At 71.1% G+C, this 18,907-nt stretch carries 17 protein-coding genes and 1 pseudogene; 8 read left to right on the forward strand and 10 right to left on the reverse strand.

Annotation, left to right across the window (positions count from 1 at the left end):
* Positions 1 to 120: 120 nt before the first annotated feature.
* Positions 121 to 1,377, forward strand: coding sequence for a YncE family protein (locus ACFU3E_RS22765; protein ID WP_384161072.1), 1,257 nt, complete (start codon positions 121 to 123; stop codon positions 1,375 to 1,377).
* Here ACFU3E_RS22765 and ACFU3E_RS22770 read toward each other — a convergent pair.
* Positions 1,370 to 3,229: a cellulase family glycosylhydrolase gene (locus ACFU3E_RS22770; protein ID WP_384161075.1), complete on the reverse strand. Its 1,860-nt coding sequence runs from the start codon at positions 3,227 to 3,229 to the stop codon at positions 1,370 to 1,372. The genes ACFU3E_RS22765 and ACFU3E_RS22770 overlap by 8 nt on opposite strands.
* A gap of 81 nt (positions 3,230 to 3,310) precedes the next feature.
* Positions 3,311 to 5,284, reverse strand: a complete 1,974-nt coding sequence (locus tag ACFU3E_RS22775) for a GTP-binding protein (RefSeq protein WP_384161078.1) — start codon at positions 5,282 to 5,284, stop codon at positions 3,311 to 3,313.
* Positions 5,285 to 5,475: 191 nt separating this feature from the next.
* On the opposite strand from ACFU3E_RS22775, the gene ACFU3E_RS22780 reads away from it, so the two are divergent.
* The 5 genes from ACFU3E_RS22780 (at position 5,476) to ACFU3E_RS22800 (ending at position 9,898) form a co-directional block, all read left to right on the forward strand.
* Positions 5,476 to 6,582, forward strand: a complete 1,107-nt coding sequence (locus ACFU3E_RS22780) for an XdhC family protein (protein WP_384161081.1) — start codon at positions 5,476 to 5,478, stop codon at positions 6,580 to 6,582.
* An 84-nt stretch (positions 6,583 to 6,666) separates the two neighbouring features.
* Positions 6,667 to 6,999, forward strand: coding sequence for a putative quinol monooxygenase (locus ACFU3E_RS22785; RefSeq protein ID WP_384161084.1), 333 nt, complete (start codon positions 6,667 to 6,669; stop codon positions 6,997 to 6,999).
* A gap of 132 nt (positions 7,000 to 7,131) precedes the next feature.
* On the forward strand, positions 7,132 to 8,139 hold the full coding sequence (locus tag ACFU3E_RS22790) for an NADP-dependent oxidoreductase (RefSeq protein ID WP_384161087.1): 1,008 nt from the start codon (positions 7,132 to 7,134) through the stop codon (positions 8,137 to 8,139).
* Between the two features lie 26 nt (positions 8,140 to 8,165).
* Positions 8,166 to 9,218, forward strand: coding sequence for an alcohol dehydrogenase catalytic domain-containing protein (locus tag ACFU3E_RS22795; RefSeq protein WP_384161090.1), 1,053 nt, complete (start codon positions 8,166 to 8,168; stop codon positions 9,216 to 9,218).
* A 74-nt stretch (positions 9,219 to 9,292) separates the two neighbouring features.
* Entirely contained in the window at positions 9,293 to 9,898 is a 606-nt protein-coding gene (locus ACFU3E_RS22800) for a carboxymuconolactone decarboxylase family protein (RefSeq protein WP_384161093.1), read from the forward strand.
* Positions 9,899 to 9,988: 90 nt separating this feature from the next.
* Here ACFU3E_RS22800 and ACFU3E_RS22805 read toward each other — a convergent pair.
* Positions 9,989 to 10,822: pseudogene (locus ACFU3E_RS22805) on the reverse strand (methyltransferase).
* 33 nt (positions 10,823 to 10,855) lie between these two features.
* Positions 10,856 to 11,365 carry a metallophosphoesterase family protein gene (locus ACFU3E_RS22810; RefSeq protein ID WP_384161095.1) on the reverse strand — a complete coding sequence of 170 codons (510 nt, stop codon included), beginning with the start codon at positions 11,363 to 11,365 and terminating at the stop codon, positions 10,856 to 10,858.
* A 218-nt stretch (positions 11,366 to 11,583) separates the two neighbouring features.
* Between ACFU3E_RS22810 and ACFU3E_RS22815 the strand changes: the two genes are divergently transcribed.
* Both ACFU3E_RS22815 and rfbC read left to right on the forward strand, forming a co-directional pair.
* Complete coding sequence (locus tag ACFU3E_RS22815; RefSeq protein ID WP_384161098.1) at positions 11,584 to 13,524, forward strand: glycosyltransferase family 2 protein; 1,941 nt, start codon at positions 11,584 to 11,586, stop codon at positions 13,522 to 13,524.
* Positions 13,525 to 13,528: 4 nt separating this feature from the next.
* Positions 13,529 to 14,143 carry a dTDP-4-dehydrorhamnose 3,5-epimerase gene (gene rfbC, locus ACFU3E_RS22820; RefSeq protein WP_384161101.1) on the forward strand — a complete coding sequence of 205 codons (615 nt, stop codon included), beginning with the start codon at positions 13,529 to 13,531 and terminating at the stop codon, positions 14,141 to 14,143.
* A gap of 139 nt (positions 14,144 to 14,282) precedes the next feature.
* Here the strand turns inward: rfbC and ACFU3E_RS22825 are convergent, their stop codons facing one another.
* The 6 genes from ACFU3E_RS22825 to ACFU3E_RS22850 all read right to left on the reverse strand — a co-directional run bounded on the left by ACFU3E_RS22825 (position 14,283) and on the right by ACFU3E_RS22850 (position 18,851).
* The gene (locus tag ACFU3E_RS22825) at positions 14,283 to 15,086 is read right to left on the reverse strand and encodes a class I SAM-dependent methyltransferase (RefSeq protein ID WP_384161104.1); all 804 of its coding nucleotides are present in this window, start codon (positions 15,084 to 15,086) and stop codon (positions 14,283 to 14,285) included.
* Positions 15,073 to 15,960: a dTDP-4-dehydrorhamnose reductase gene (gene rfbD / locus ACFU3E_RS22830; protein WP_384161107.1), complete on the reverse strand. Its 888-nt coding sequence runs from the start codon at positions 15,958 to 15,960 to the stop codon at positions 15,073 to 15,075. The genes ACFU3E_RS22825 and rfbD overlap by 14 nt, the downstream gene beginning before the upstream one ends.
* The gene (rfbB, locus tag ACFU3E_RS22835) at positions 15,957 to 16,937 is read right to left on the reverse strand and encodes a dTDP-glucose 4,6-dehydratase (RefSeq protein WP_384161110.1); all 981 of its coding nucleotides are present in this window, start codon (positions 16,935 to 16,937) and stop codon (positions 15,957 to 15,959) included. The genes rfbD and rfbB overlap by 4 nt, the downstream gene beginning before the upstream one ends.
* Positions 16,934 to 18,001 carry a glucose-1-phosphate thymidylyltransferase gene (locus ACFU3E_RS22840; protein ID WP_384161113.1) on the reverse strand — a complete coding sequence of 356 codons (1,068 nt, stop codon included), beginning with the start codon at positions 17,999 to 18,001 and terminating at the stop codon, positions 16,934 to 16,936. The genes rfbB and ACFU3E_RS22840 overlap by 4 nt, the downstream gene beginning before the upstream one ends.
* Before the next feature lie 104 nt (positions 18,002 to 18,105).
* Positions 18,106 to 18,288 (reverse strand): hypothetical protein, encoded by a 183-nt coding sequence (locus ACFU3E_RS22845; RefSeq protein ID WP_384161188.1) that lies wholly within the window; start codon positions 18,286 to 18,288, stop codon positions 18,106 to 18,108.
* A gap of 143 nt (positions 18,289 to 18,431) precedes the next feature.
* A complete protein-coding gene (locus tag ACFU3E_RS22850) occupies positions 18,432 to 18,851 on the reverse strand; it encodes a CBS domain-containing protein (protein WP_384161116.1) in 420 nt (139 codons plus the stop codon).
* Between the last annotated feature and the right edge of the window lie 56 nt (positions 18,852 to 18,907).

Here is an 18,907-nt window from a genome sequence, read left to right on the forward strand (position 1 = left end):
TTTGCAGTAAGTTCACTCTGAAAGCACGCGTGTTCAGATTCCACGCGCCCAGCTTTGGCATGCCCCACTCACGACGTCCCGCCCCGCAGCAGAGACCCCACAGCAGAGAGGGGAGCAGTCATGCCCGTCTTCCGACGCCGGCACCTGTGCTCCGTAGCCGCAGCCCTCGCCCTGACCGTCACCGTTCCCGCGACCGCCGCGACCGCGGCCTCCCCGGGCTCCCCCTCCGCACTGCGCGAGGTGATGTTCGTCGGCAACAACTGGGACGGCACCGCCGACGTCATCCGGTCCACCGGGGACTTCGGGAAGATCGGGCGGATCAACGTCATCCCCGACAAGGCCGAGCGGATGGCGGAGATCAACGCCGATCCGATCAGGTGGATCTACTTCATGGCGATCCGCAACAGCGTCGGTGAGGGCCACGACCAGTTCGTCGACGACATGTACTCCACCCCGGACGGGGGGTCGGTGGTCGTCTCCCGGCCGAGCTTCGCCGACGTCGTCTCGATCGACGTCGCCTCCGGACGGATCAACTGGCGCTTCCCCGTGTCCGGTTACCGTTCCGACCACATGGCGGTCTCCCCCGACGGCAAGCGGGTGGCGGTCTCGGCGTCGACCTCGAACACCGTCCATGTGCTGGACATCGTCTCCGGAAGGGAACTGGGCACGTTCGGCACCGGCGACAAGCCGCACGAGAACATCTTCACGCAGGACGGCAAGTACATCTACAACATGGCGATCGGCGACGTGAACACGCAGACCGACGCCCCGTGGCTGGACTGGACGAAGGGCGACCGGCGCATCACCGTCGTCGACGCCACGACGTACAAGCAGGTCAGGGTCATCGACATGCGCCCGCAGCTGGACGCGCTCGGCCTCAGGGACTACTCCGACGCGGTCCGTCCGGCCGTCTTCTCCCCGGACGAGTCGAAGCTGTACTTCCAGGTCTCCTTCTTCAACGGCTTCTTCGAGTACGACATCGCCGCGAACAAGATCACCCGCACCAAGACCCTGCCGAAGAACCAGGCGACCAGCGACGACCGCACGACCTTCGTCAACGACTCGCGCCACCACGGCATCTCGATGAGCCCGGACGGACGCAAGCTGTGCGTCGCGGGCACGATGGACGACTACGCCACCGTCGTGGACCGCGCCACCCTCCAGGAGGGCCCGCTCGTCACCGCCTCCAAGCCCTACTGGGCCACGGTCAGCGGTGACGGCAAGTCCTGCGTGGTCTCCGAGAGCGGCACCGACCAGGTCACGGCCATCGACTTCGCCACCGGGAAGAAGGTCGTGTCCGTGCCGGTCGGCGACCACCCTCAGCGCGTCCGGCTCGGCCATGTGGCGGCCGACTGGACGAGCCCGTCCGCTAGTTGACCTCCTTCGCCGCCCAGGCCGCCAGTTCGGAGCGGGCCGCGGCGAGCAGCTCCGCCGAGGGAGCCGTCGCCCCGTTGGTCACCAGCGCATAGTGCAGGACGCCCGAGTCCGGCGCGGTGAGCAGCAGGCGGCGGCTTCCCGTGCCACCGGGCTCCTGCGCCACCCCGACCGGTGTCACCGAGGTGTACGCCGGCGGGGCATGGACCGCGCCCAGGTCGGAGACGACGGTGGTGGACCCGGCCGGGAAGCTCGCCGGCAGGTGCAGTTCGGTGGGTGCCGGGCCGCCGTCCGAGCGCCACAGCAGCAGACCGTACTGCCCTGATCCCACGAGCCGTTGCACGTTCGGCAGGGAGCGGGGCACCGGGTTCCAGGTCAGGGTCGTCGACCCGTCCCGCGAGCGGTCCTCGTAGGTGAAGCCGACGGTCTCACCGGCCGTGGCGCTCGGGTAGAGGCGGTCCAGGAGCCGGGCGTCCTGGCGCAGCACGGGCCTGCCGGAGTCGTCGAGGCGTACGGCCGACAGGTCCTCGTCGTTCCAGGCGTCACCGGTGGTGAGCACCTTGTCGGGGTTGCCGTTCATCAGCTCGTGGTGGCGGCCGTGGTAGATGTCCCACTGCCACTGCGAGCCGGAGAGCACGCGCCCCGAGGCCGCCGGGTCGGACCACCAGTCGGCGCCCTTCAGACGGGAGTCGAGGGCCTGGTACATCGCTTTGAGGACGGTCGGCGCCTTGTCGGAGACGTGGCCCGCCAGCGGGTGCCCGAACTCGCTGACCACGGCGGCCGTCTGAGCGGCGGCGGCCCGGTCGCGGACGGTGCGGAAGTCGCCCGCGTACTGGCCGTCGGCCGCCTTGCCCCACATGAAGACGCCGGAGATGGCCTTCTGGTCGTAGAAGTGCGTGTTGAAGACGTAGCGCGGCCCGAGGGTGCCGGCGTCCAGCAGGCCGCCCTCCTGCTTCTGGAAGTCGAGGTTGGCATTCCAGAAGAGGTTCGGTTCGACGAAGGCGGGCTTGTCACGCCAGCCGGCCGCGTCCATGCGGGTCCGGAACTTCTCGTAGAACGGCCAGAGCACGTCCTTCTCCCAGGCGCGGCTGGTCTGCCCGGAGTCGTATACGCCCGCGTGCGGCTCGTTGTAGGGATCGAAGCCGACGATGCCCTTGAACTGGTCCGCGCTCAGGTGCTGTTGGACGTACGCCATGGCCTTCTGGGCGGTGGCGAGGAAGGCGTCCTGCACACCGTGCGCGTTGTGCCAGAAGTCGTACGTGGCACGCTTCACGGCCTCGTTCTGGGTGATGTTCTGCCCCCAGAAAAGGCAGATCCCGCAGGACTCGTCCGGGTAGTTCCCGGCGTCCACCGCCCACTTCGGCGCGCCGTCGCCGGTGTACCAGCTGTCGGTGTCGAAGAGGTGCCGGGAGTAGAGGTCCTGGTGGAAGTCGGGGTAGACGCGGATGCCGGCGTCGAGGAAGGCCTTCATCTGGGCGGTGGCGGCGGCCAGATAGGCCGTGTCCACCTTTCCGCGCTCGGGCTCGGCGTACGCCCAGGAGAGCAGGAAGCGGACGGTGTTGCCGCCGCCGAGGGCGCGCAGCGCGGTCGCCGATGTGCGGGCGTCGGCGACCGAGGCGAAGGGCAGGCCCTTGTTCTCCGCGAGCTTGGTCTCGCCGGAGACGTTGAAGCCGCGCAGCACGATCTCGCGGCCGTGGGCGTCGGTGAAGCGGCCGTCCCGCACGGTGACGGCCGGGTCGTCGAACCAGAGGGAGCCGGGAGGGGGCGCGGCGGTGGCCGGCGGGACACCCGCCACCGCAACGGAGCCGAAGAGGACGACCAGGACAACCAGCAGACGCGCTCGGATAGTCGGCATGTCCACTACAGTCCGGCGATATCAGGACACCGTCAACACCTCTGACTCCGGAGTAAGTTCGCTCCGGTCAGCCCTCACATCTCAGCCACACACCCTTCGTGTCACGTTCAGCAGGTACTCCTTCCTGTCCAGCGGGTTGTGGTCGGTGCGCGGGCGCTCGGGGATCGTGCCGTGCGTGACGGGCGCGTAGTGAGCGAAGGAGCTCTCCAGCTCGCCCTCGCCCCGGGTGAGCCCCGGCAGCCTCTGTTCGAGGGCGTGCACCCGGGCGGCCGGCACGGTGCCCTCGAGGACACCGACGTCGTCCCGGTTGCGCGTCGTCTCGGGTACGGCCGCGAGCCCGGCCAGGACCGGCAGCAGGGCGCCGAGGGTGTCGGCGGGCGCCTCGACGCGGAAGCGGTGCATCGGCTCGTGGACCCGCGTCCCGGCCCGCCGCAGCGCCTCGATCAGCACCAGCGGGGTCACGCCGCGAAAGTCGGCACCGGTGCTCGACATGCTCTTGTCGAAGCCCTGGTGGGCATGGCTCTGACGGGGCGAGTAGCCGCTGTGGGTCATGGTGACCACGCAGTCGGTGACCTGCCAGCCGTGCAGACCCTGGTCGAGGGTCTCGCGCACGGTGTCCTCGACGGCCTTGAAGAAGGCGTGCGGCATCGACCCGAGCTCCACCTCCAGCCGGAAGCCGACGCCCGAGCCGGCCGGCGCGGGGTCGACGCGCAGGCCGACCGTCGCGAGGAACGGGTTGGGGTCCTTCTTGTTGAACTCCACGGCCTGCCCGGTGCCGACGGGCCGTTCGACGCACAGCGGCGTCGTCTCACGGAAGGTGACGTCGAGGCCGTACTCGTCGGCGAGGGTGGCCTGGACGACCTCCTTCTGCACCTCGCCGTAGAGGGAGACGGAGGTCTCCTGGCGGCGTTCGTCGCGGCGCAGGCCGATCAGCGGGTCCTGCTCGGCGAGCTGGGTGAGCGCGAGGTGGAGCGCTCCCCTGTCGACGTCCGGGCCGGGGACGACGACCGTCTCCAGGCTGGGCGGCGCGAAGACGCGCTCGTACGCCGTGCGGGGTTCGCCGATCGCGTCGCCGATCCGGATGTCGCCGAGCCCGGTGAGGCGGGCGATCCGGCCGGGACCGACGGAGTCCGTACGGGTGTCCGTGCCGTGGCCGAAGACGCTGATGCCGGTGATCCGGCCTTCGGCGCCGTCCGCTCCGAAGGGGATCCGGTCGCGGGTGCACAGGGTCCCGGAGAACATCCGGGCGTAGGCGACCTTCTCCCCCGCCGGGCCCCGGTCGACCTTGAACACGGTGGCGGAGACCGGCCCGTCCGCCTCACCGCCGGCCGCGGGCAGCAGCGTTTCGATGCCGGACAGGAGCGCCTCGACGCCCGCGCCCGTCGCGGCGGAACCGAAGTAGACCGGGTGGACGAGCGCCTCCCTGGTCTGCGCGACGAGGGACCCGCGCAGCAGGGCGTCCGTGACGCTGTTCTCGACATACGCGGACAGCAGCGCGTCGTCGTGCCCGGTCAGGACGTCGAGAGCGCCGGCCGGTCCAGCAGAGGGGGTGAAGCCGGCGGCGCGGGTGCCGAGGCCGGAGGCGGTCCCCATCGGCACGATCGCGGGTGTCAGCCGCGCCGAGATCTCCCGCAGCACCGCCTCGTGGCGTGCCCCCCTCCGGTCGATCTTGTTGACGAAGAGCAGGGTCGGGATGCGCAGCCGCTGGAGCGTGCGCATCAGTACCCGCGTCTGCGCCTGCACCCCTTCGACGGCGGAGATCACGAGGACGACGCCGTCCAGCACACCGAGGACGCGCTCCACCTCGGCGATGAAGTCCGGGTGACCGGGGGTGTCGATGAGGTTGACGGTCACACCGTCGAGCGGGAACGAGACGACGGCGGACTTGATGGTGATGCCGCGCTGTCGTTCCAGGGCGAGGGTGTCGGTGCGGGTGTTCCCGTCGTCGACGCTGCCGATCTCGTCGGTCACCCCGGCCGAATGGAGCAGCCGCTCGGTCAGGCTGGTCTTACCCGCGTCGACATGGGCGAGAATTCCGAGGTTGAGCATGTGCACGAAGCGTCATGTCCTTCGGAGAGAGGTCCGTTCCTGGCTGGGGGGACAGGCACGCAGTGCGCATGCGGAACTCCTCGGGACTCGGTGACGTCGCTGTCCTGTGCAGTGCAGCAGACCGGCGCGGAGATCCACAACGGAATTAACCGCTGCCGGGGTACCCGGCGGGGTGCGCGCAAGGAGAGGAGCGGCTCGTGCGTGACGTTCTCCCGGTGCTCGGCCGCTGGTACGCGGCCGGGATCCCGTTCGGCCTCGCCACGGTCGTCGAGGTGAGCCGCAGCGCGCCGCGCGACCCGGGCGCGGCGATGGCGGTGGGCCCCGACGAGGAGGTCGTGGGCAGTGTCTCCGGGGGCTGTGTCGAGGGGGCGGTGTTCGAGCTGGCGCAGGACGTCGCCGCGGGTGGCGAGGCCCGGCTGGAGACCTTCGGCTACAGCGACGAGGACGCCTTCGCGGTCGGTCTGACCTGCGGCGGCGAGATCACGCTGCTCGTGCGCGCGGTCACGGCCGAGCGGGACCCCGGCTTCGGCGCGGTCGCGGACTCGGTCGCGGCGGGCGAGCCGGTCACGGTGGCGACCGTGACCGACGGGCCGGCGCCGCGCGGGGCGGCCCTCTCGGTCTGGCCGGACCGGACCCTCGGCACGCTCGGCGCGAGCGGCCTGGACGCGGCCGTGACCGCCGACGCCCGCGGCGAACTCGCTCTCGGCGCCACCGGTCTGCGGCACTACGGGCCCGAGGGGCAGCGCCGCGAGGACTCCGTGAGCGTGTTCCTGCAGTCCTTCGCACCGCCCCCGCGCATGCTGGTCTTCGGCGCGATCGACTACGCCGCGGCCGTGGCCCGGATCGGGGACTTCCTCGGCTACCGGGTCACCGTCTGCGACGCCCGCCCGGTCTTCACCACGCCCCGCCGCTTCCCCGAGGGCGTCGAGGTGGTCGCCGAGTGGCCGCACCTCTATCTGCGCGAGACCCGCACGGACGAGGGCACGGTGATCTGCGTCCTGACGCACGACCCGAAGTTCGACGTGCCGCTGCTGACGGAGGCGCTGCGCCGCCCGGCCGCCTACATCGGGGCGATGGGCAGCCGCCGCACCCACACCGACCGGGCGCAGCGGCTGGCCGAGGCCGGGCTCACGGAGTCCGAGCTGTCCCGGCTGCGCTCACCGGTCGGCCTCGACCTCGGGGCCCGTACGCCCGAGGAGGTGGCGGTGTCCGTCGCCGCCGAGATCGTGGCGCTGCGCTGGGGCGGCACCGGAGCGCCGCTCACCGCGACGGAGGGGGCGGTGCACCCGGCCCGACCCTCCTGATCAGCGGCGCCGCTCCCGTCACGTCGCCGTCGAGCCGGGTTCGTACGATCGTGTCGCCATCAGCACCTCACGGAAGGGATTCCCATGATCTTCATCACCGCAAAGTTCCGGGTCCGCCCCGAGCACGCCGACCGCTGGCCCGAGATCGCCGGTGATTTCACCCGGGCGACGCGCACCGAGCCCGGCTGCCTGTGGTTCGACTGGTCGCGCAGCGTGGACGAGCCGTCGGAGTACGTTCTCGTCGAGGCCTTCCGCGACGACGAGGCCGGGGCCGCACACGTACAGTCCGCGCACTTCAAGGCCGCGCAGCAGACGCTGCCTCCGCATCTGGCCGAGACACCGCGCATCGTGAACGCGAACGTCCCGCAGGACGACTGGTCGCTGCTCGGAGAGATGGCGGTGCCTGGACCGGAATAGCCCGCCGTCCAGGGCCGGCCGCCCGCATGAGCCGTAGGTCGTGGCGGACCCGCTCTTGCCCCGGACGGCGGGCACCCGTACGCTCACGACCGTACCGACTGGACGGTATGCAGCCGAGGAGAGTCGCCGCTGATGAGTACGGTCAACCGCCAGATACGCCTGGCCGCACGTCCCGTGGGAGAGCCGCGCCCCACCGACTGGGAGCACGTCGAGGAACCGGCGGGGCAGCCGGGCGAGGGGGAGTTCCTGGTACAGGTGCTCTGCCTGTCGATCGACCCGGCGATGCGCGGCTGGATGAACGCGGGCAGGTCCTACATCCGCCCGGTGGAGATCGGCGAGGTGATGCGCGCCGGCGCGGTGGGCCGGGTGGTCGCCTCCCGACACTCCGGGTTCGCGGTCGGCGACCATGTGTCGGGCACGTTCGGCGTGCAGGAGTACTGCGTCTCGGACGGGCGCGGCGTGACCAAGGTCGACCCTGCGGCTGCTCCCCTGCCGACCTATCTCGGCACGCTCGGCATGTCGGGCCTGACGGCCTACTTCGGCCTGATCGAGGTCGGGCGTCCCGAGCCGGGGCAGACCGTCGTGGTCTCCGGAGCAGCCGGGGCCGTCGGCAGCGTCGTCGGGCAGATCGCCAAGATTCTCGGATGCCGGGTCATCGGCATCGCCGGCGGCGAGGCCAAGTGCCGCCTGGTGGTGGACGAGTTCGGATTCGACGCCGCGATCGACTACCAGAGCGAGGACGTCCGCAAGGCCCTGCGCGAGCACGCCCCCGACGGCGTCGACGTGTACTTCGACAACGTCGGCGGCGACGTTCTGGACGCCGTGCTGCTGCGCCTGGCGCGCGGCGCCCGCGTCGTGGTCTGCGGCGCGATCTCCCAGTACAACAGCACCGAGCCGCAAGGCCCCGCCAACTACCTGTCGCTGCTGGTGAACCGCGCCTCCATGACGGGCATCGTGGTGTTCGACTACGCCGAACGGTACGCGGAGGGCATCGCACAGATGGCCACGTGGCGGGCGGAAGGCCGGCTGAAGTCCTTGGAGGACGTGGTGTCCGGCTCGGTCGCGGCGTTCCCCGAGACCCTGATGCGGCTGTTCCGTGGTGACAACCACGGCAAGCTGGTGCTGAAGATCGCGGACTGACCGGGCCGAGGGGAGGGAGAGATCCGATGAAGGCGCTGACCTACCACGGCCGTCACGACATCCGCTACGGGGACGTCCCCGACCCGGCCGTCACCAGCCCCGCCGATGCGGTGGTGCGGGTGACCGCGGCCGGCATCTGCGGCAGCGACCTGCACATCTACGGCGGCAACGCGTTCAGCCCGGAACTGGGCTACACACCGGGACACGAGTGCGTCGGCGTGGTCGTCGACACCGGCGGCCAGGTCACCCGCTTCAAGCCCGGCGACCGGGTCCTGGTGCCCGCCTCTGTCGGCTGTTCGCAGTGCCGGCAGTGTGCGGCCGGGTTCACCGCCCGATGCGAGCGCGCCACGTCGAGCACGGAGCTCTGCTACGGAGTGAGCCCGAAGCTCCCGGGCAGCCAGGCCCAGGCCCTGGTGGTGCCCTGCGCCGATGTCAACCTGGTGCACCTGCCCGAGGACATCTCCGACGAGGCCGCCGTCGTCCTGACGGACAACGCCCCCACCGCTTGGTACGGCTGCCGCCGTGCCCGCATCCAGCCCGGTGAGACCGTCCTGGTCATCGGCCTCGGCCCGGTCGGTCTCATGGCCGCTCAGTCCGCCCTCGCGATGGGCGCGGCACGGGTGCTGGGCGTGGACCTGGTGGCGGAGCGCCGCGCCTTCGCCGCCGGCCTGGGCGTCGAGCCGGTCGAGGGTGACGACGCGCGGACGGCCATCCGGGACATGACCGCCGGCCGCGGGCCGGACGCCGTGGTGGAGGCCGTGGGTTCCGACGCCACCATCGCGCTCGCCCTCAAGGCCGTCCGCCAGGCCGGCCGGGTCAGTGTCATCGGGGTCAGCCAGAGCAAAGCCTTCCCGTTCCACATGGGATTGGCACAGGTCAAGGAACTGGAGTTCGCCATCGGGCTGTGCTCGGTGCACTACGAACTCCCTCCCCTGATCGCCCTCACCCGTGCCGGCCGGCTCCAGCCCGAGGCCGTGGTCTCCCACCGCTTCGCCCTCTCCGAAGGACCGGCGGCGTACGCACTGTTCGCAGGCCGCTCCGACGGCGTCCGCAAGGTCGTTCTGGACCCAACCGGCTGACTGCTCCCGGCCGTTCACTCGCTGAGCGTTCAGCCGGTCTCCTAAGGTGAGTCCCTCGGAGACTGGAGGCCGCCATGTCACAGCGCCACGAAGCCGCCCCACCGAACCGTCCACGTCTGACACCGCTCCCCGAAGAAGAGTGGGACCCGCGGACCAGGGAACTGCTGGCCGCCGCTCCCCACGACCCTGGAGGCGGGATCCCGAACATCTTCACCACGCTCGTGCGCCATCCCGATCTCTACGAGCAGTTCATGCCGTTCGGTGGCCAGCTGCTCGGCAGGGGCCGACTGCCGGGAGATCTGCGCGAGTTGCTGATCCTGCGTACCGCATGGAACACCGGCGCGCGGTACGAGTGGGGGCGGCACCTCCCCCTGGCCAGGGCCGCGGGCGTCACGGACGCGGACATCGACCGCATCGGCGAAGGGCCGGAGGCACCCGGCTGGGGGGACCTCCAGAGGGACCTGATCCGCGCGGCGGACGAGCTGCACGGCGAGGCCACGATGTCCGACGCGACCTGGGAGGGTCTGGCCGAGCACTTCGGCGACCCCGAACTGATCGAGATCGCCATGCTGGTGGGGCAGTACCACATGGTGGCCTTCTTCCTGAATGCCACCGGTGTGGAACTGGAGCCCGGTTTCGACAGCGCCGGCTTCTCGGAGGGGGAAAGGAACGACGGGTGAGGGGCGCCCGGAACAGCCGGCCCGTCACCTGACCGGCCGCAAGGTCTGGACGCGCCGGTGGTCGACGGGTGGGTGGAGCACTCCGGCGTCTCAGGGCCGGCTCTGGATGAGTCGCTGCGGACCGTCGCCTGTCGGTCTGCGGCCCCACGCGGAGATCATCGGCGAGGTGGCGAGGTCCGGTCGTCCCGCCTCGACGGCGGCGAGATGTCCGTCGATCTCCTCGTCCGTGGCGAGGCCCGCGGCGACGAGCCTGTCCCGCACCTGCCGGACGGTGGCCGCCTCCAGGGCGTCGCAGGCGGGCGAGGTGACCGGGAAGCAGGCGTCGGCCTCGACGTCCACGAGGCCCGCCTCGCGCAGCAGCCGCGGCAGTCTGCGCCCGTAGGAGAGATCGGCACCGCGCCGACGCAGCAGCTCACGGAAGCCGGTGCGGAGCCGGTTGGCCCGCTCCGGCTCGGGGCCGTGCCCGTCGGGGCAGATCAGCGGCTGCAGCGCGAGGGCGGCGTCCTCGACCAGCAGCAGCCCGCCGGGCCTGAGCGCCCGGACCATGGCGCGCAGCGCGGCGTCGCGCTCGGTGACGTGGACCAGGACGAGACGGGCGTGCACCAGGTCGAAGGGGCCGGGCGGGGGGGTCGTCGCGGCCGACGTCGTGCCGGAGCACCTCTACGCCCTCGGTGCCGGCCGTCCCCGTCGAGGACACGTCGATGTCGGTGGCGAGCACGCTCCCGGCCGGCCCGAGGCGCTCGCGCAGCCACACCGCCACGGTCGGCCCGCCGGCCCCGACCTCCCAGCACCGCCATCCCTCGGCGACCCCGGCCGTCTCGAAGTGGCGCAACGTCGAGGCGTCGAAGAGGGCTGCCAGCGCGTCGAAGCGCGTACCGGCCCCGGCCGCCGGTTGTCCAGGAGGTACCCCTCGTCCTGAGCCATGCGGCGATCATGTCACGAGCGCGGCCGGGTGGTTCAGCGCGGCGGGCGGGGCGGCAGCCGGTGCAGTTGCACGTCCGCGAGCAGCCCATCGGCGACCGTGGCGGTCATGTACGTACAGTGGGGCTGACGGCGGCGGTCCGTCGGGGAACCCGGGTTCAGCAGGCGCAGGCCGGAGGGGGCCGTGGTGTCCCAGGGGATGTGGCTGTGGCCGAAGACCAGCACGTCCAGGCCGGGGAAGCGGGCGGCGCACCGCTGCTCCCGGCCCTGCTTGGCGCCCGTCTCGTGGATCACGCCGAACCGCACCCCGCCCAGTTCCGCGTACGCCACCTCAGGCAGCCGGGCCCGCAGCTCCGTCCCGTCGTTGTTGCCGTACACACCGACGAGCCTGCGGCAGCGGGCCTCCAGCAGATCGAGGGTGTCCGTGTCGACCCAGTCTCCGGCGTGGAACACGACATCGGCATGCGGCAGCTCGGCGAGCAGGGGGGCGGGAAGTCGCCTGGCCCGCTTGGGCAGGTGGGTGTCTGACATGAGGAGCAGGCGCACCTCCCCAGCCTAGAGGCCGCGGGCGGCTCCGGCCCGAACCGGCTTGACCGCGAACAGACAGACAGAGCAGCGCAGTTGCAGTGCCGGCGGAGATGATCACATCGAGGTCTCGAGTGGTGAGGCGGAGTCGCCGACCGGGTTAGCATCGGGCAACACGCAGTACAACGCAGTACAACAGGACGTCTACGGCAAGCGACCCGAAGGGGCCCGGAAACCCGATGCCGGTCAAGGTCAGCGTCATCGTCCCCGTGTACAACCCGGGGATCTACATCGAGGACTGCATCTCCTCGCTGCAGCGGCAGTCGCTGCCGCCCGACGAGTTCGAGGTGATCTTCGTCGACGACGGCTCGACCGACGAGACCCCGGCCCGGCTCGACGCGCTCGCCGCCGAGGACCCCCGGATGAAGGTCATCCACCAGGAGAACTCCGGCTGGTCGGGCAAGCCCCGCAACGTCGGCATCGAGGCCTCCCGGGGCGAGTTCGTGATGTTCGTCGACAACGACGACTACCTGGGCGACGAGGCCCTGGAGCGGATGTACGACTACGGCGTGGCCCACGACGCCGACGTCGTCGTGGGCAAGATGGCCGGCAGGAACCGCGGGGTGCCGGTGGAGCTGTTCCGCCGCAACCACCCGCGCGCCACCGTCGAGAACGCCCCGCTCATCGACAGCCTCACCCCGCACAAGATGGTCCGCCGGGCCTTCCTGGACCGCATCGGCCTGCGCTTTCCCGAGGGCAGACGGCGCCTGGAGGACCACGTCTTCATCGCCGAGGCGTATCTGCGCGCGCGGAACGTCTCCGTGCTCAGCGACTACGTCTGCTACTACCACATCCGGCGGGACGACGGCTCCAACGCCGGTTTCGAACGCTTCGACCCCGCCGGCTACTTCAGGAACCTGCGCGAGGCCCTCGACGTCGTCGAGGAGTACACGGAGCCCGGTCCGGTGCGCGACCGGCTGTTCCGGCGCTGGCTGCGTGTGGAGATGGTCGAGCGGCTGCGGGCCCGGCGCTTCCTGAACCTGCCGGACGACTACCGCAGGGAGCTGTTCGGGGAGATCCACGAGGTCGTCGTCGAGCGCTTCGGGCCCGGTGTCGCGGCCGGCCTGCAGCCGACGCAGCAGGTCATCGCCGCGCTGACGGCGGCCGACCGGTACGACGACGTGGTGGCCTTCGCGCAGTGGGAGGCGGGCGTCGCCCCCAAGGCGACCCTCGGGGACATCGAGTGGCGCGACGGCTCGCTCCGCGTCGCCTTCACGGCCGAGTACCTGTCCGGCGGCGAGCCCATGCTGTTCCCGGCCGACGCCGAGGCCGCGCCGCTGACCGACGTACCCAAGGACGTGACCGAGGCGGTGCGGTGGGTGGCCTCGGAGACCGCCGCGCGGTCCGGGCAGGCCACGGCCGATCTGCTGCTGCGGGAGCGCTCCAGCGCCGCGCAGTACTTCCAGCCGGTGGAGTTCACTCGCGAGACCGCGCCCGTCGGGGACGGCGAGGAGGTCCGGCTGGTCCTGCGGACCACCGCCACGGTCGATCCGGCCGAACTGCCGCGTGACGGTGCCTGGGACGCGCTCGTCCGGGTGAAGTCGGGCGGCTGGACCAAGGAGTGCCGGCTGGGTCCGGCGCCGCGCGAGGACCGGCCCACGCTCCCCGTGGGTGTCGTCGGTGACCGGCCGGTCCTGCCGTACTGGACCGAACCGCACGGCAACCTCTCCCTGGAACTCGGCGCGCGCGGCAAGCGGCTCGGACTGGGCCGTGTGCAACTGGGGGACGTCGCCGTCTCCGGCGGGCGGTTCCGTGTCCTGCTTCCGGTGCATGTCGCGGGCGGCACCGAGGTGCGGCTGAGGTTCGTCTCCTCCAGCCGGATCCTGGAGGTGCCGGGCACGCTCTCCCCCGGCGCGGACCGGCCGGGCTCGGTGGTGGAGACGGAACTGCCCCGGGATCTCTCGGACGACGTCTGGCGGGTGGCCGTGTGCCTGACCCCGGGCGCCGACCGGGCCCGCTTCACCGGCCTGCCGTTCGCGCTGCGGGCCGGGGACGGGAGTGTGCTGGTGACGCCGGTGCCGGGGCCCGGGGTCGCGCTGCGGCTGGCCCGGCGCGCCCGACGCGTGCTCGGCGCCGCGCGCCGGAAGGTGAATTCCCGTATCGAGACCGGAGGACGGTGACGGCATGCGACCCCTGGGGGTAGAGGGCGCCTGGGTTCTGGAGCCCAAGATCTTCCCGGACGACCGGGGCAGCTTCCACGAGTGGTACCGCGGCGCGGAGTTCCGCGAGGCGACCGGTCACGGCCTGTCCCTGGCCCAGGCCAACTGCTCGGTCTCACGGCGGGGAGTGCTGCGGGGCGTGCACTTCGCCGATGTGCCGCCCGGCCAGGCCAAATACGTCACCTGTGTACGCGGTGCCGTCCTGGACGTGGTGATCGACATCCGCGTGGGCTCTCCCACGTACGGGAAGTGGGAGGCCGTCCGGCTCGACGACGACACGCGGCACGCGGTGTTCCTCGCGGAGGGCCTCGGCCACGCCTTCATGGCCCTCACGGACGACGCGACGGTGGTCTACCTGTGCTCGGAGGGCTACGCCCCGGGCCGCGAGCACGGCATCCACCCTCTCGACCCGGCCCTGGGCATCGAGTGGCCCGACGGCATCACCCCGCTTCTGTCCCCCAAGGACGAACAGGCCCCGACCCTGGCAGAGGCGGAACGCCGGGGGCTGCTGCCGTCGTACGAGGCCTGCCTGGCGTACTACGAGGAACTGCGGCGCGGGCCGGCCGGGGACGGCGGCTGACGGCTCCGGCCGCCGACGCCTCAGCCGAACGCCCTGGCACACCGCAGGCCCAGACGCATGAAGCGTCTGGGCCTGTGCCCCGGAAGGCCGGGAAGGTCGTTGGCGCCGGCCGCCCCCGGGCGGTGGCCGGCGCCGTCTTTCAGCGGCTCACGCCGACCTGCTGCAGGGCCTTGCGCAGGGGCTCCCAGCCGACGGCGCGGGGCAGGCCGCGGTTGCGGGCCTGGGTGAGGGGACGCCAGAAGCCCGCTTCCAGGAGGGCCTCGGGGCGGACCGCGCCGGCCCGCTCCAGGATCGCCTCGGGGACCTTCTGCGGGTCCGGGATCTTGTACTCGGCCATGATCTCGTCGTACTTGTCGTGCAGGACCCGGTTGTTCGGGTCGGCACCGAAGACGACCAGCTGGCCGGTGGGGGCGGTGTCCACCTGCACCGTGACCAGGTCGGGGCGGTAGCGCGCCAGCACCTCGGTGATCTTGTAGACGTCACCGGTCCAGGCGTTCGTGTGCCGGTCCCGGGCCGCCTCGTCGATGCTGCGCGGCAGCATGTCGTCGAGGACGATCACACTGGACCAGTCCGAGTACTTCTCGACGTTCATGAAGTCGCGCAGCGCGAACTCGAACAGGTGCATGCCGTCGATGAACGACAGATCCAGCGTCGTCTTGCGCCAGTAGCCGATCGGGCTGCGGCCACGGCGCAGGTTGCGCAGCGGGTGACGGCCACCCTTGAGGTGCTGGAGCGGATTGTCGCGCGCGAAGAAGTCGTCGCTGGTGGCCTTCACCAGGTGGACGTCGCACCTCAGCTCCGAGACCACCTTGAAGGCGGGGTCGATCGCGATGCTGGGGACGCGGGACAGCGTCAGGCTGCGCCCGTCGTTGACGCCGATCTCCAGGTAGTTGCGATTGGCGCTGACCTTGTGCAGTTCCCGGAGGAACTCATGGCGTTTCACGAGGAAGACCTTCCTTGCGGATGCGGGGCAGTGCTTCGTGCAGGGCGGAGCGCCAGTCACGCGGCGGCGGCAGGCCGATCTCCTGCCACCGTCGGTGTGCGAGGGCGCTGTACGCCGGGCGGGGCGCGGGCCGGGGGAAGGCCGCGCTGCTGGTGGGGCGCACCCGGTCGGGGTCCGCGCCGATGAGGGAGAACACCTCGCGGGCGAGGTCGAGCCAGGTGGCCTCGCCGGAGCTGGTCGCGTGGAAGACGCCGTGCGCCTCGGGGCCGAGCCGGGAGCCGAGGTCGGCGATCCGCTCGGCGACGTCCGCGCTCCAGGTGGGCTGCCCGCGCTGGTCGTCGACGACGTCGAGGGTGTCCCGGCGGGCTTCCAGTCCGATCATGGTCCGGACGAAATTCGGGCCGTGGACGCCGTAGAGCCACGCCGTGCGCACGATCGCGCTCGCCCCGGGGAGCTCTTCCCGTACGGCCCGCTCGCCGGCCAGCTTGGTGCGGCCGTAGGCGGTGCGCGGGCCCGTCGGATGATCCTCCGGGTAGGGGGTGGCGCGGGCCTCGCCGGAGAAGACGTAGTCCGTGGAGACATGGATCAGGCGGGCACCGTACGCGGCGCAGGCCCGGGCCAGCAGACGCGGGCCGTGGCCGTTGATCTCCAGGGCGCGGGCCTCGTCGGTCTCGGCGTCGTCGACAGCCGTGTAGGCGGCGCAGTTCACGACGAGGTCGGGGCGGTGTTCCCGCACGGCGGCGTCGACGGCTTCGGGGCTCGTGATGTCGAGGGATGCGCGGTCGAGACCCACGACGCTCTCGCCCCGCCGCGTGAGTTCCCCGACGACGTCACGGCCGAGCATTCCGCCCGCCCCGGCGATCAGCCACCTCATACCCGCTCCTGGGCGACGCGCCGCTTCAGGGGCTCCCACCAGGCCCGGTTGTCGCGGTACCAGGCGACGGTCTCGGCGAGGCCGGTGGTGAAGTCGTGGCGGGGTCGGTAGCCGAGTTCGTCGCGGGCCTTGGAGCAGTCCACGGAGTAGCGCAGGTCGTGGCCCTTGCGGTCCTCGACGTGCTCGACCCGGTCCCAGTCCGCTCCGCAGGCGTCCAGGAGCAGGCCGGTGAGTTCCCTGTTGGTGAGCTCGGTGCCGCCGCCGATGTTGTAGACCTCGCCGGGCCGGCCCTGGGTGCGGACGAGGTCGACGCCCTGGCAGTGGTCGTCGACGTGCAGCCAGTCGCGGACGTTGCGGCCCTCGCCGTACAGCGGCACCTTGTGGCCGTCGAGGAGGTTGGTGACGAACAGCGGGATGACCTTCTCGGGGAACTGGTGCGGGCCGTAGTTGTTGGAGCAGCGCGTGACGCGCACGTCCAGGCCGTGGGTGCGGTGGTAGGCCAGCGCGAGCAGGTCGGAGGAGGCCTTGGAGGCCGAGTACGGCGAGTTCGGCTGCAGCGGGTGGTCCTCCGGCCACGAGCCGGACTCGATGGAGCCGTAGACCTCGTCGGTGGAGACGTGCACGAAGGGGCCCACGTCGTGGCGCAGGGCGGCGTCCAGCAGGGTCTGGGTGCCGAGGACGTTGGTGCGGACGAAGTCGGCGGCGCCGCTGATCGAGCGGTCCACGTGGGACTCGGCCGCGAAGTGCACGACCTGGTCCGCACCGGCCGTCAGCTTGTCGACCAGCTCGGCGTCACAGACGTCGCCCTGCACGAACTCCAGCCGCGGATGGGTCAGTTCGAGGTTGTCGAGGGTGCCGGCGTAGGTGAGCTTGTCCAGCACGGTGATGCGCGGCGCGTCGGGCGCGTCCGAGGCGAGCAGTGCGCGGACGTAGCGGGAGCCGATGAACCCGGCGGCGCCGGTGACGAGGAGGTTCATGAAGTGATCTGCACCTTGCTGTGATCTCCGAGGACGAGACGGTGGGCGCTGGGCACGCTGGGGGCCGGGGTCACCTCGACGTGCCGGCCGATCAGCGAGGCCTCGATCCGGCCGACGCCCTGGATCGAGGAGTCCCGCAGCACGATCGAGAACTCCAGCTCGCTGTCGGTGATCCGGCAGTTCTCCGCGACGGAGGTGAAGGGACCGACGTAGGAGTTGCTGACGACGGTGCCCGAGCCGATGACGACGGGCCCGACGACACGGGAGTTGACGATCCGCGCGCCCTCTTCGAGCACGACGCGCCCGATGGTCTCCGACGCGTCGTCCACGTCGCCGTCGATGCGGCGCTCCATGGCTTCGAGGACCGTGCGGTTCACCTCGAGCATGTCGCCGACGTTGCCGGTGTCCTTCCAGTAGCCCTTGATGACCGTGGAGCGCACGTCGGCGCGGGTGTCGATCAGGTGCTGGATGGCGTGGGTGATCTCGAGTTCGCCGCGCCAGGACGGTCCGATGGCGCGGACCGCCTCGTGGATCAGGGGCGTGAACATGTAGACGCCGACCAGCGCGAGATCGCTCTTGGGCTGGTCGGGCTTCTCCTCCAGGCCGATCACCCGGCCGGACGGGTCGAGTTCGGCGACGCCGAAGGCGCGGGGGTCGGCCACGCGCGTGAGGAGGATCTGGGCGTCGGGCCGGTTGCCCCGGAACTCGTCGACGAGGCCGGTGATGCCGCCGACGATGAAGTTGTCGCCGAGGTACATCACGAAGTCGTCGTCACCGAGGTAGTCCCGGGCGATCAGTACCGCGTGGGCCAGCCCGAGGGGTCGCTCCTGGGGAATGTAGGTGACCTTGAGGCCGAACTCCGACCCGTCCCCCACCGCTTCCTCGATCTCCTCGGCCGTCTCCCCGACGATCATGCCCACATCCGTGATGCCGGCCTCGGCGATCGACTCCAACCCGTAGAACAGAACGGCCTTGTTGGCCACGGGCACCAGTTGTTTGGCCGAGGTGTGCGTGATCGGCCTCAGTCTTGTTCCTGCGCCGCCGGACAGCACGAGAGCCTTCATTCGGTTCACCTTAGTCGTGATCCGGCGGACGTGAGCATCACTTCTTCGGGTTGTCGACGCGCGGAGTTGCCCGGATCGTCACCGCGCGGTCCTGCGGAGGGGGATCAGTCCTCACCCCGGACGATGTTCCACTCCGCCCCGGAGTGCACCACCCCGGGGGTACCCCGGTCCTCGACGGCGGGGAGGCAGGTCCGCAGCGCGGCCTTTCCGCGCAGGCGGCGTGCCCTCGACCAGCCGGTCTCGTGCTGACGGGCGACGGGCTTCTCACTGGTGTCCATGGACTCCACGACTCATCATCTTCCTTCTGCTTCCGCTCACGTTCGAGTCCCCAGCGGAAAACCGAACAAACCCGGACCGGGGCGTCCGTGCCGCGCGGCCGGACTCCCCCTCCCCGTCCGGGTGTTCGGAAGACGTGCCCGGAAGACGTCCGTCAGGTGTTGGGACGCGCGGCGCTGATGTCGCCGAGCGCGGACTCCGGGTCGCGTTCGATGGCCATGTCGCCCAGGGAGACGATGCCCACGGGGTGCCCGTGGTCGACGACCGGGATGCGGCGCACCGAGTGCTCGCGCATCAGCTCCACCGCCTGGGCCAGGTCCTCGTCGGGGCTGACGGTGACCAGCTCGTCGCTGCACGCGCCGGCCACGGTGATCTGCTCCGGGTCGCCGCCCCTGCTGACCGAGCGGACCACGATGTCGCGGTCGGTGACCAGGCCGCGCAGACTGCCGTCGTCCGTCACCAGGACGGCTCCGAGGTCCTCGTCGCGCATGATGCGCGCCACCTCGGCGACGGAGGTCTGCGGCTCGACGGTGACCGGGTCGCCGGTCATGATGTCGCGGACATGCTGAGCCATGACGTTCCTCTTCCTTCGGCTCGTGCCAATTTCCCGTCCGCCGCAGCGGGTACCCG

The sequence above is a fragment of the Streptomyces sp. NPDC057424 genome, assembly GCF_042803315.1.
Lineage (GTDB): Bacteria > Actinomycetota > Actinomycetes > Streptomycetales > Streptomycetaceae > Streptomyces.